Genomic DNA, 12,642 nt, shown 5'->3' on the forward strand with positions numbered 1-12,642 from the left:
CCCCAGCGCAGCAACGCCCGCGCCGCAATCCGGCGAAGCCCCGGACGCTCCGCATCCGCCGCATCCAGGCGGCGGCCGATACGCGCATGCAACGCCTCGAAGGCCGCCTCGGAGAATTCATAAGGCATGCGCCGATCATTCGTTTCAAAAGGTTCGTTCATCACTCTTCCCTCAATATCTGTTTCAGTTTCTCCACGGCATGGTGGTAATTGACCCGCAGGGTCGGCTCGCGCTGCTGCAGAATGCGGGCAATCTCGGCATAGGAGAGCCCGTCGTAGTAGCGGAGGTTGAAGACCAGCCGCTGGCGGAGCGGCAGATTCAGCACCGCCTGCTGGAACCGCACCAAAGCCTCCTCGGCCGCATCGCCGCACTCCTCCGACACCCGGTCGGCCAGTTCGCGGCTCACATCGTCGAGCGAGGAGAAGAGGCCGCGCCGCCGACGGCGCAGCAGCGAAAGGGCCGTACGGGTGGCAATGCGGTAGAGCCAGACCCGCAGCTCGGCCGCCCCGCCCCGAAAGGAGTCCAGGGCATCATAGGCCTTGACGAAGCTCTCCTGCACGACATCCTCGGCATCCTCGTGGACGACGACCAGCCGGCGCACGTGCCAGTACAACGGCCGGAGCCAGGCCCCGACAACCGCATCGAACGCCTCGCGCCGGACCGCCGGATCGTGCAGTCCGGCCAGAAGCCCATCCGATATTTGCCGACTTTCCGCCATGCTTTCCGTATATAAGACGCCCCAAAGGTGCAAAAGTTAAATCCCCGGTGGAAATTTTTCCGCACAAAAACGCAAAATCCGCATCCGATGTTTTTCAGTCCGAATAATTTGGCTTATCTTTGCCTCCCGAAAACAGGCGGAAATGGGATGCGGTCCGCAGAGGCCGCGTTGAGAACCGCCGGTGGTAACACTTAACAAAAAACACAACATCATGAAAACCATTTCGGTAAAAGCCACGGCACGTGCCGAGTTCGGCAAGAAGGCTGCCAAGGCAGTGCGTCGCGAGGGTCTGGTTCCCTGCGTTCTGTGCGGCAACGGCGAGACGGTCTCCTTCTCGGTAGACCCCCGCGAGATCAAGCCCCTGATCTACACCCCCAACTCCTACATCGTGGAGTTCGACTTCGACGGCAAGAAGGAGCAGGCCGTGCTCCGCGAGGCCCAGTTCCACCCCGTGCGTGAGGAGATCCTCCACCTGGATTTCTACCGCATCGCCGAGGGCAAGCCCGTATCGATCGCCATCCCGGTACGCCTGACCGGTAACGCCGAGGGTGTGAAGGTCGGCGGCAAGCTCGTTCTGTCGGCCCGCAAGCTCACCGTGAGCGCCACGGTGGAGAACCTCCCCGACGAGATCGTCGTAGACGTGACGCCGCTGGGTGTGGGCAAGACGATCTTCGTGGGCGACCTGAAGTTCGAGAACCTGAAGTTCGTGACGCCCGCTACGACGGCTGTCTGCGCCGTTCGCGTAACCCGCGCATCGCGTGGTGCCGAGGCCGCAGGAAAATAGTCCCGACCGCGTATGAAATACCTCATCGTTGGACTGGGGAACATCGGCGCCGAGTACGCCGACACCCGGCACAACATCGGTTTCAAAGTGTTGGACGCCCTCGCAGAGGCGTCCAACGCTGTTTTTACCACGGCCCGCTACGGCGATGTGGCCGAGGTGAAGTACAAGGGCCGCACGCTCGTCCTGCTCAAGCCCTCGACCTACATGAATCTCTCGGGAAAGGCCGTGCGCTACTGGCTGGAGGCCGAGAAGATCGAGCGCGAGAACCTGCTGGTCATTTCGGACGACATTGCGCTGCCCTTCGGCACCCTGCGCCTGCGCCCGAAAGGAAGTGCCGGGGGCCACAACGGACTGAAGAACATCGCCGAACTGCTCGGCACCGAGGAGTATGCGCGCATGCGTTTCGGCGTGGGCGGCGACTTTCCCAAGGGACACCAGGTCGAGTATGTACTGGGTGAATGGACCGACGAGCAGCGCCAGGCGATGCCCGAGCGGCTGAAGATCTTCGTCGATGCCATCCGTTCGTTCGCAACGGTCGGCTGCGCAATGACCATGAACTTCTTCAACTTCAACAAGAAATAAAACCGCTCCGTGCGGTACAACGGGAAAGGGGATGCCTCGTATGGAGGCACCCCCTTTTTGCTCGCCCGCGCCGAGCCGGCCGGAACTGCGGCGGCCGAAAGCCTGCCCTCACGCAGAACCGGGACCGGCCGGGCAGGATCAGGCAGGCGGAATCGGGCCAGACCGGACGGCCGCACAGAGTCAGATCGCCGGGACGTCGGCGCGGTCCCACCAGAGGCGCGTGCCGCCGTTGTCACCGGCCACCTGCGCCGCCCCGGAGCTCTCCCCGACGAGCAGTTCGACGCCCCGCTGGCAGGCCGCCGTATTGGCATTGAGCTCCGTTTCGTTGTAGATCAGGCGCCGCGGCCCCTCGGCCGTGCTGATCAGCCCGCCGCTGTCGTTCTGCCCGATCGCAAAGAGCGCCGGGAAGCCCGTGCGCCGATAGTCGGCCCACGCCTCGGTCGAGAGCGGGAAGTTGGCGATCCACTTCTGCGTGATGATCCGTGCCAGCTTGTCCTGATCCGACGCACCTTCGTCCCACTTCACGCAGAGCGTATTGACCGGCTCACGGTTGTAGTCCGGGGTCGCCGGATCGACATAGGGAGCCTGCGTCGTCTCGCCGGCCAGGTAGGCGTCGATCGTCGCATCGTCGGCCAGTGTCGCCCAGTCGTCGGGCAGGGACTGCTTGAACTCCGCATAGCCCTGCTCGGCATAGCTCTTCCGGTAGGCATACTGGTTGCGGATCGAGGTGCGCACACCCGTCTCATAGAGCGTCTGCACGCTCTGATCGGGAAGTTCGGGCCAGCGGAGCTTGGCCTCGGCACGCAGGAACCATCCCTCGGCCGCAAAGAGAATCGGCTGCGGCATGGTGAAGGTCCCGGCCCACCCCGAATAGTTGCTGTACATGTTCGGTTTGCCGCCGATGTTGCAGCCGGGAGGGATGCCGAGATAGGCCGTACCCTCGCGAAGCAGCACCGTCTGCCCGTCCTCCTCGAGCGTGAGGTAGTCGGCATCGGCATAGACCAGGAAGCCGTTGGCATTGCGCTTGTCCACCAGCTTGCCCTCGTCGTCCGTCTCCTGGAGCGGTTTGGCACCGCTGCGGACGATCGGCTGGGTATTCCGCGTGAAGTAGAGCCCCAGGCGCGGGTCTTCCAGCCCCTTGAGCATCGTCACGAGCGAAGCCCCGGCGCCGCAGTCGCCCCAGTTGAACATGAGCCACATCTCGTTCTCAAGTCCCTTGGAGATCAACACGTCCTCCGATTCGAGCACGCCGCCCGCGATGGCCTCCGAAGCGGTCTGTTTCGCGGTTGCCGGATCGACCTTCACCATCCGCAGGGCGATGCGCAGCTTCAGCTGGTTCGCCACACGGGTCCAGAGCGTCTGGTCGCCCCCGCACCAGATGTCGTTCGTTGCCGTGAGGTTCGTCTGTCCGGCGGCGAAACCCTCGAGGGCCGAGTCGAGGTCCTCGAGCATCCGGGCGTAAACCTCCTGCTGCGAGTCGTAGGCGAACGACGAGGGCTGGAAAGCGTCACCCGCCGTGGCGAAGACCGACGTGAAGGGGACCGGTCCATAGGCATCCGTGTAGTTGAGCAGGTTGTAGGTCTGCACGACGCGCATCATCGCCGCCACGTCGGCCTTGCCCGAGGCGTCGCACTGCTTGATGATCCGCCCGGTGTTGTTCACGATGTGCAGCATGAAGTTCTCGTGCATGCCGCCGCAGTGGCCCCGGTCGAGGTTGTAGCGCTGCGAGGGGAAGTTGCCGTTCGGACTGCCGAAGTAACCGCCGAAAAGGTCAATGTGCAGGTTGGTCCAGTACTGGAAAAGGTTCTGCTGGTCGGGGTAGCTGTACCTCATCGGCTCGAGGAACTGCGCCTCGAAGGGCAGGTCGTCGGGATTGACCTCGTAGGGATTGGTATTGAGCCGCTCGAAGTCGCCCGTGCACCCCCACGACAGCAGGGCGGGAAGTGCGAGCGGCAGGGTCCGTTTGAAAAGGTATCGAAGATTCATGGTCCGTCGTTTTTTAGAAGTTGAGTTTCACGTTCACCCCGAAGCTGCGCGTCGTGGGGAGGTTGAAAATGTCGAAGCCCTGCACGCCGTTGCCCGTACCCATCGAGACGTCGGGGTCCATCGGGGCGTCCTTGTAGAAGAAGAAGAGGTTGCGCGCGATGAGCGAGAGGGTCAGGTTCTTCGCATCGCCGAACAGGTTGCGGAACGTATAGCCGAACGAGAGTTCGCGCAGGCGCACGTTCGTGGCATCGTAGACGTAGTCCTCGTTGTTGTACTGCGCGTTGTAGTTCAGCGCGCCCATCTCCTCGTAGTAGCCCTCCACGTTGGTAAAGCGCACCCCTTCGCGGAGCACGTAGCCCCGGTCGCGGGCCTCGGCCGAGCGTTTCGACACGCCCCAGGCGTCGAGCGCCGCCTCGGTCATCGACAGCACCTTGCCGCCGATGCGCGCATCGATGAGCAGGCTCAGCGAGAAGTCCTTGTAGCGGAACGTGTTGCTCCAGCCCATATTCACCTTCGAGTTCATGTCGCCGACATACTTCAGATCCGTGAGCCCCTCGCCCGAGAGGGCCGGAACCTCGTAGAGCACATTGCCCGCATCGTCGGTGATCTGCTTAACCTGCATTCGGCCCTCCTCGTCGCGCAGGATGTGGCGCACGTAGAGGTCGCCGAAGTGGCCGCCCTCCTTGAGGACGATCTGCGCACCGCCGAAGTTCTGGAGCGAAAGGCCGTCCTGCAGCCCCTCGACCAGCTCGATGATCTTGTTGTCGTTGTACGACAGGTTCAGGTCCGTGGACCACGAGAATTCGCTGCCGAAATCCTGCATCCATCCGAGCGATAGCTCGAAGCCTTCGTTCTGGACATTGCCCGCATTGACATACTGCTGGCGGTAACCCGTCCCCCACGGCGTGGTAATCGAGAAGAACTGGTTTCGGGTATTGGTCTTGTAATAAGTGGCCGTCACATGCAGGCGGTGTTGGAAGAACTCACCGTCGAATCCCGCCTCGAACGAGTGGGTCTTCTCGGGCTCCAGCACCCGGAACGGGGCGCGCTCGGGCGGCGTGATGGCCCCCTGGGCCCCCAGCGTGTAGAGCGGGTTGGTCATGTAGGCCGGCACGTCGTTGCCCACGATCGAGTAGGAGGCCCGGAACTTGAACAGATCGACCTGCTCGCCCATATCCACGAAGCGGTCGAGCAGCAGGCTGGCGCCGAACGACGGGTAGAAGAACGAGTAGCTGCGCGTGTAGGCCAGCGCCGACGACCAGTCGTTGCGCGCCGTAACGTCGAGGAACAGCCCCTCGCGGAAGCCGAACGTCGCCGTGGCGAAGAGCGAATTGAGCCGCTTGCGCGTCAGCCCCTGCGAGGCCATGTTCGCATAGTAGTTCTCCGGGATGAAGAGGTTCGGGTACATCACGTTGCCGTTGGGTTTGCCGTCGGTCATCGAGAACTTCGTACCCTCGGCCCACAGCTCCACGTCGTTCGACTGCGTGCGGGTCATGCTCGCACCGGCCGTGGCCTGAAGCGAACAGTCGCCCCAGACGTGGTTGTACTGCACGAGCGCATCGGCATAGAGCTGCTCGCTGAAGTAGCGGTTGTCCTTCATGCGGCCCATCGGATAGCGGTTGGCCGTCGAAGAGGCGTAGTAGTTGTGCTTGAAGTTGTCGTCGGCCCGCTCGTAGCGCATGCGTCCCGTGACGGAGAGCCCCTCGATGATGTCGTAGCGCACCTGTCCGCCGAACTCATAGCGGTTGCGCTCCGAGATGGGTTTCTGGCGGTTGAGGATCCAGTAGGGGTTGTCGAACTGCTCGAGCGAGGTATTCACCCAGTTGTGGACATTCGCGTTGAGGTTCGGGTCGTAGATCTCGTAATTGTCTCGGTAGTAGTTCCAGTCGCCGCCCCGCGGGAAGAGGTAGGCGCCCGTGAGCGGATTGACGAGCCATCCGGCAGCCGGCTGGTTCGAGACGTGCTGATTGACGTACTTGGCCGAGAAATCGACCTTCACGTGGTCGCCGAACAGGTCGAAACCTACCTTCGAGTTGAGCGTGTGCTGCGCGTAGTCGTTCTCGGGGGTGATGCCCTCCGAGGTGATGTTCCCATAGGAGAAGTAGGCGCGGAGGTTCTCCGCACCGCCGTTGATCGACACCGAGTTGTTGGTCGTCCAGCCCGTGCGGAAGAACTCCTCTGCATAGTTCTTCGCCCGGCCGTCGAGCCGTGCACCCCAGCTGTAGGTGTTGTCGGCCGAACCGTAGGCGGTCTGGAATTCAGGCAGCGAGAGAGGCGTCTCGACGGTCGTGTTGCTCGAGATGCTCACCGAGATGCGCCCGGCCGTGGCCGACTTCGTGGTGATCATGATGGCGCCGTTGGCGGCGACCGCTCCGTAGAGCGCGGCGGCCGAGGCTCCCTTGAGCAGCGAGATCGAGGCGATGTCGTCGGGGTTGATCGTCGAGAGGGCGTCGCCGCCGTCTCGTTCGCCGCCGTAGTTGCTCTTCACCTGGTCCGTCGAGGTATTCATCATCAACGGCACGCCATCGACCACCACCAGCGGCTGGTTCGATCCGCTGATCGACTTGTTGCCACGGAAGAGGATCTTCGACGAACCGCCGGCTCCGGTCGAGTTGGGGGTGATCTGCAGACCCGCCGACTTGCCCTGCAGCGAGTTGATCATGTTGATCGACTTGATGTCGGCGACATCTTCGCCGCCGACCGTCTCGGCCGCATAGGTAAGCGTCTTCGACTGACGCTTGATGCCCATGGCCGTCACGACGACGGCGTTCATGCGGGTGGAGGCCTCCTCAAGGCGTACGCGCACCTCGGTCTGGCCCTGCCAGGTGACCGACTGCGGGTCGTAACCCACGTAGGAGACCTGGATGACATCTCCCGGGCGCAGCCCGTCGAGGAAGAACTCCCCGTCCACGTTGGTGGTGGCACCCCGCTGGGTCCCCACGACCACGGCGGTCGCCCCGACCAGCGGACCCGAGGCATCCGTCACGACACCCTTGCAGCTGCCCTCCTGCGCACGGGACGGCAGCGCCAGGGCTCCCTCCAGCAGGCAGGCTGCCGCAAACAGACAGCCGCCCCGGAGCATTTTCTTAGCGAATTTCCACATAGATACTACTTTTAGGTTGAACATCAGATCGGCCGCAGCAAGGTTTCCGACCGGCTCGGCGGAGGAGTGCATCCCCTGCGACCGTACTCTAAAAGTAGCTATTTACCGTCTCCCGGCAAAAAGCGCAACAATGAGCCATTCAGGCACTTGAGTGCGCAAAACGCAGCGTTTCGGAACAGATGTGCGGCCGCTGCGGATACCGTCCCGGCCGCCGCCGACCACCCGCCGGTCCCCTTGCAGGCCGAAGGCCGCGACGGCAGCGCCGCAGGCCGGATCCGCAGCCCGGCCGCCGCGAACCGGAACGGCACATCCCGCCGGCCCGCCGGCTGCGTGAATAGGTCCCTGCAGCGCACAAAAAAAAAGTCCCGTGCCGGGCCGCACAGGGCGGTTCGGGCACGGGGCAGGCCGATGTGCAGGCTCCGGCAGGGTCAGTCGTCGTAACAGATCCCGTCCATGAGCGAATCCAGTTCGCGGCGCTCCTTCTTCGTGGGACGACCCGTCCCGCGGTCACGGAAGACGAAGATCGTCTCGCGCGGCACGTTGAGCTTTGCCAGCTCCTCCTGCGGCGTGATATCGAGGCAGTAAAGCGGCACGTTCTTCGCCGGCTGGCGGCTCGAAACCAGATCGAGCACCTTGTAGCTGTAGGTGACCTGCTGCTTGCGCACGGCGATCACGTCGCCGAGTTTCACCTCGCGCGAGGGCTTGGCATAGGAGCCGTTCACCGTCACCTTGTTGTTGCGCACGGCATCGGCGGCATCGCTGCGGGTCTTGAAGATCCGCACCGCCCAGAGGTATTTGTCCAAACGGATTTCGTCCATATCGTTTCGCGTTATCGTTCGTAGATGCTTTCGCTGCGGGGCGTATCGTGCGACTGCTCGTCATTCTGACGGCTGACGCTCAGGATCATGCCCAGCGCGATGGTGGTGAAGAGGGTCGAGGAGCCGCCGCGCGAGATAAGCGGCAGGGTCTGTCCCGTTTCGGGGATCAGATTGACCGTCACCATGACGTGCAGCAGCGCCTGGCAGGTGATCAGCAGCGCAAGCCCCAGCACCAGCAGCCCGGGAAAGGCCGTGCCGCAGCGCCGGAAGATCTCGATGGCCCGGAAGAAGATCCAGAGATAGAGCATCAGCAGAACGACGGCCAGCAGCAGTCCGTACTCCTCGACAAAGAAGGCGTAGGCATAGTCGCTCTCGGGGTGGATCATCTCCACACGCATGGCACTCTGTCCGGCACCCTCGCCGAAGATCCCGCCGTTGTGGATGGCGATCATCGAGCGCTCGGTGTCCGAGAGGTGCTCGATCGGCTTCTCGGTCTGCGAGTTGGTCCAGAGGTGGATCCAGGTCGAGACACGCCCTTCGGCCGTCTCGCTGCGCCCGAGATTGAGCGTCATGACCACAACGATGCCGGCAACACCCCACCCGACGAGCTTCATCAGTTCGCTGAAGCGGACCCGCCCGATGAGCATCATCACCCACGAGGCCATCGCCACCAGCACGGCCGAGGAGGTGTGCGCCGGGAAGATCACCAGACACGAGACGACAACCGGCATGAGAATCGGCCAGGTTCCCTCGCGCCAGATCCGGCGCTGCCCGGGCGACGAGCGCCACGTCCAGAACCGCCACGAGGGCACGATGCGGATGCGGTCGATCTTCGACTGCCGCCCGGCCAGCTGCTGCGCGAGGAAGAGCACCGTAGCGACCTTAAGCGCCTCGGAAGGCTGGAACTGGAAGGGGCCGAGCGGAATCCAGCGGGCCGCACCGTTGGTCGTCGCACCGATGAAGTAAACCGCCACGGTAAGCAGCACGGAGAGGAAGTAGACCGGGCGGGCGAAGAGGTTGTAGATGCGGCAGTTGATCTTCTGCACGGCGACCATCACGAAGAGACTCGCCACCAGGATCATCAGCTGCTGGCGCAGGAAGTGGGCCGTCGAGCGGGCCGTATGGGCGTCGTAGGCCATCTTCGCCGTCGAGGAGTAGACCACCAGCACGGAGATCACGGCCAGCGCGGCGATGATGATCCACAGCACGCGGTCGCCCGTGAAGAGCGAAAACTTCGGCCGCTCCCCGGCAGCCGCCTCTCCGGCGGCACCGTCTCCGGCTCTGTCCGGACGCGGAGACGCCGCATCAGGTCCGCCGCCCGGCACAGCCTCCGCATCGGGTCCCCGTCGGGAACCCTGCGCGCGGCGCGGCGCGGCATCGCGTGCCAGTTCGGCCGCAGCCCGTTCGTCGTATCGCTCCCCGTCACGCATCATGCCGTCAAGCCTTTTCGTTCACCCACGCCTTGAACAGCTCGCCCCGCTGCTCGTAGTTGCGGAACAAGTCGAAGCTCGCGCAGGCCGGCGAGAGCAGCACGGCATCGCCCGGCCGGGCAGCCGCCTTGCAGGCCGTGAGCGCCTCATCGAACGACGCCGTGGAGATCACCTCGGAGACGACCCCCGTAAACTCCCGGACGAGTTTCGCATTGTCGAGCCCCATGCAGACCAGCGTATGGACCTTGTGCCGCGCAAACTCCTTGAGCGGCGCATAGTCGTTGCCCTTGTCCGTACCGCCGGCAATCCACACGACGGGGCGGGTCATGCTCTCCAGGGCATAGTAGACCGAATCGACGTTCGTGGCCTTCGAGTCGTTGATCCACAGCACGCCGTTCTTCTCGGCCACCGGTTCGAGGCGGTGCTCCACCGGTTCGAAATCGTAGAGCGACTGCCGCACCACGTCGGGCGAAACCCCTGCGGCCAGGGCCGCCAGAGCCGCTGCCATGGCGTTGTAGGCGTTGTGAAGCCCCTTGATCCGAAGCTTCGCGGTGTCGATCTCGACCGACGTCCGGCCGACCGTAGCCGTGAAGCTCCCGTCGCAGAGGAAGGCGTCGCCGGCACCGCTCGCCACGGCGTTCCTGGCCGCGAAGGGGAGCTGCTTCATCCGGAAATCGTATTTCGGAAGCTGCTGCCAGATCACCTCGTCGTCGCCCGAGTAGATGAAGAAGTCGCGCGAGGTCATGTTCTGCGTGATGCGCATCTTCGCATCGACGTAGTTCTGGAAGCAGTGGTCGTAGCGGTCCAGGTGGTCGGGCGTGATGTTGGTCAGCACCCCGATATGGGCCCGGAAGCGGTACATGCCGTCGAGCTGGAACGAACTCAGCTCGAGCACATACCAGTCATATTCACCCGTGGCGACCGAATAGGCGAAACTTTCGCCGATGTTGCCGCCGAGGGCCACGTTCATCCCCGCATCGCGCAGGATCCGGTAGATGAGCGACGTGGTGGTCGTCTTGCCGTTCGATCCGGTGACGCAGATGCAACGCGCCCGCCCGATGTAGCGGCCCGCAAATTCGATCTCGGAGATGACGGGAATGCCCGCCTCGCGGATGCGCCGCACGATCGGCGCCGTCTCGGGAATGCCGGGCGACTTGATGACCTCCGAGGCCGCGAGGATCCGCTCCTCGGTGTGTCCGCCCTCCTCGTAGGGGACCTCCCACTCGTCGAGCCGCTCGCGGAAGCGATCGGCGATGTGCCCGCTGTCCGACAGAAAGACGTCGAACCCCTTCTTCTTGGCGAGGATCGCCGAGCCGTAGCCGCTGATTCCTCCGCCCAAAACCACGATGCGTTTCATATGTCCGATAACTTGTTTAACGAATCTTCAGTGTCACGAGTGTCATGGCGGCCAGCAGCAGCGAGATGATCCAGAACCGGATGACGATCTTCGTTTCGAAAATGCCGCGTTTCTGGTAGTGGTGGTGGATCGGCGACATGAGCAGGATGCGGCGACCCTCGCCGTACTTGCGCTTGGTGTACTTGAACCACCCGACCTGGAGCATCACCGAGAAGCTCTCGACCAGGAAGACGCCGCACAACAGCGGCAGCAGCAGCTCCTTGCGGATGCAGAGGGCGAAGACGGCGATCACGCCGCCGATCGACAGCGAGCCCGTGTCGCCCATGAAGATCTGTGCCGGGAAGGAGTTGTACCACAAGAAACCGACCAGCGCACCGGCCAGCGCCGCCGCATAGACGACCAGCTCACCGCTGCGCGGGATGTACATGATGTTGAGGTAGTCGGCGTAGACGATGTGGCCCGAAAGGTAGGCCAGCACGCCGAGCACTGCCACGATCGGCACCGAGACGCCCGTCACCAGTCCGTCGAGGCCGTCCGTGAGGTTGGCGCCGTTCGATACGGCCGTCACGACGAAGATCGCCACCAGCACGTAGAGCAGCCAGGTGGCCGTCTCGTTGCCTCCCGTCATCCAGCCGTAGTCGAACTCGTTGTTCTTGATGAAGGGAATGGTTGTCTTGGTGGTCTTCACGCTCTCGGAGCTGATGAGCACCTTGCGCTGCACGCTCTGCACGGCGCTCCCGTCCTCGTTCAGGTAGACGGTCTCGACCGGCTGCGTCAGTTTTTCACGCACGACGATGTCGTCCGAAAACCACATGGTCGTGCCGACGATGATGCCCAGTCCGACCTGTCCGACCACCTTGAAGCGGCCCTTGAGCCCCTCCTTACGGTGACGGAAGACCTTGATGTAGTCGTCCAGGCCGCCGATGAAGCCGAGCCAGACGGTCGAGAAGAGCAGCAGCAGCACGTAAACGTTGTCCAGCCGGCCGAAGAGCAGCGTCGGCACGAGGATTGCCACGAGGATGATCACACCGCCCATGGTCGGGGTGCCGCGCTTCTGGAGCTGTCCCTCGAGCCCCAGGTTGCGGATCTCCTCGCCGATCTGACGGCGGCGCAGGAAATCGATGATCTTCCGACCGAAGATGATGACGATCAGCAGCGAGAGGATGATCGCCGCCGCCGCACGGAACGACAGGTACTGGAACATGCCCGCACCGGGGAAATCGAAGGCCTCGTCCAGATACCGGAAAAGATGGTAAAGCATATTTCTTTTCTATTTACTTCTTAACATCCGTCAAAAGGCCCGGAGCAACCTGCCCGGGCATCCACTGCAAGTCGGCGACAGCCACAATCAGCTGATTTAAAATCAGATACAAATCAGACAGAGGCTGTCTCCGGCCCACGGCGCAAAGATAGGGAAATCCTTTCGATAAAGCAAAGGGATCGCACGGCTTCACCGCCCGGGCCGCCGGGGAAGCGGCTTTCGGCGCGGGGCAGACGACGTGCAACCCGAAAAGTGCCGTCGAGAGAGCCGCCCCTGTCCGAAGAGGGGCGTATCAGAGCATGCGGCCCGTCAGGCGGACCGAACACTCCGACGGGCGCTCCTCGCCCGTACCCACAAGCAGCACCGCATGGCTGAAACCGCCCTTGGGCAGGCTTCCGTCCGCCGCCGCACGAAACCAAAGCGTCCCCTCACCGCCCGGCTCCAGATGTGCCGGTTCGCAGCGGAAGGCGATGCAGGAGGGCAGCCCCTCAACGGAGAGCTCCAGCGGCTGCTTCCCGTCATTGACCACGCGGATCCGCACCTCGACGGGACAGCCCTCGGCCACCTCGCCGAACGCCACCTGCCGGCGGTCAAGCCGCAGCA

General features: G+C 63.3%; 10 protein-coding genes. 2 read left to right on the plus strand and 8 right to left on the minus strand.

All coding sequences use genetic code 11. The annotated features are described in order from the left end of the window. Positions 1-160: 160 nt before the first annotated feature. A complete protein-coding gene (locus QZL63_RS06840; protein WP_022308579.1) occupies positions 161-718 on the minus strand; it encodes an RNA polymerase sigma factor in 558 nt (185 codons plus the stop codon). A 211-nt stretch (positions 719-929) separates the two neighbouring features. Between QZL63_RS06840 and QZL63_RS06845 the strand changes: the two genes are divergently transcribed. Together QZL63_RS06845 and pth are read left to right on the plus strand one after the other, a co-directional pair. Continuing rightward, positions 930-1,502 carry a 50S ribosomal protein L25/general stress protein Ctc gene (locus QZL63_RS06845; RefSeq protein ID WP_022308580.1) on the plus strand — a complete coding sequence of 191 codons (573 nt, stop codon included), beginning with the start codon at positions 930-932 and terminating at the stop codon, positions 1,500-1,502. Positions 1,503-1,514: 12 nt separating this feature from the next. Continuing rightward, entirely contained in the window at positions 1,515-2,084 is a 570-nt protein-coding gene (gene pth, locus QZL63_RS06850; RefSeq protein WP_022308581.1) for an aminoacyl-tRNA hydrolase, read from the plus strand. A gap of 180 nt (positions 2,085-2,264) precedes the next feature. Here pth and QZL63_RS06855 read toward each other — a convergent pair whose 3' ends face one another. From QZL63_RS06855 to QZL63_RS06885, 7 genes are all read right to left on the minus strand, one after another. Next, complete coding sequence (locus QZL63_RS06855; RefSeq protein WP_022308582.1) at positions 2,265-4,070, minus strand: SusD/RagB family nutrient-binding outer membrane lipoprotein; 1,806 nt, start codon at positions 4,068-4,070, stop codon at positions 2,265-2,267. Between the two features lie 13 nt (positions 4,071-4,083). Then, a complete protein-coding gene (locus QZL63_RS06860) occupies positions 4,084-7,173 on the minus strand; it encodes a SusC/RagA family TonB-linked outer membrane protein (RefSeq protein ID WP_290586340.1) in 3,090 nt (1,029 codons plus the stop codon). Positions 7,174-7,601: 428 nt separating this feature from the next. After that, positions 7,602-7,991 carry an RNA-binding S4 domain-containing protein gene (locus QZL63_RS06865; RefSeq protein WP_022308584.1) on the minus strand — a complete coding sequence of 130 codons (390 nt, stop codon included), beginning with the start codon at positions 7,989-7,991 and terminating at the stop codon, positions 7,602-7,604. An 11-nt stretch (positions 7,992-8,002) separates the two neighbouring features. After that, positions 8,003-9,424, minus strand: a complete 1,422-nt coding sequence (locus QZL63_RS06870; protein ID WP_022308585.1) for an FtsW/RodA/SpoVE family cell cycle protein — start codon at positions 9,422-9,424, stop codon at positions 8,003-8,005. A 4-nt stretch (positions 9,425-9,428) separates the two neighbouring features. Continuing rightward, complete coding sequence (murD, locus tag QZL63_RS06875) at positions 9,429-10,778, minus strand: UDP-N-acetylmuramoyl-L-alanine--D-glutamate ligase (protein ID WP_022308586.1); 1,350 nt, start codon at positions 10,776-10,778, stop codon at positions 9,429-9,431. Positions 10,779-10,794: 16 nt separating this feature from the next. Continuing rightward, entirely contained in the window at positions 10,795-12,039 is a 1,245-nt protein-coding gene (gene mraY, locus QZL63_RS06880; protein ID WP_022308587.1) for a phospho-N-acetylmuramoyl-pentapeptide-transferase, read from the minus strand. Between the two features lie 292 nt (positions 12,040-12,331). Continuing rightward, the coding region (locus QZL63_RS06885) for a COG1470 family protein (RefSeq protein WP_441293895.1) at positions 12,332-12,642 on the minus strand (311 nt) is incomplete at its 5' end.

Origin of the sequence: Alistipes sp. CAG:268 (genome assembly GCA_000434235.1) — a bacterium.
GTDB classification, from domain to species: domain Bacteria; phylum Bacteroidota; class Bacteroidia; order Bacteroidales; family Rikenellaceae; genus Alistipes; species Alistipes avistercoris.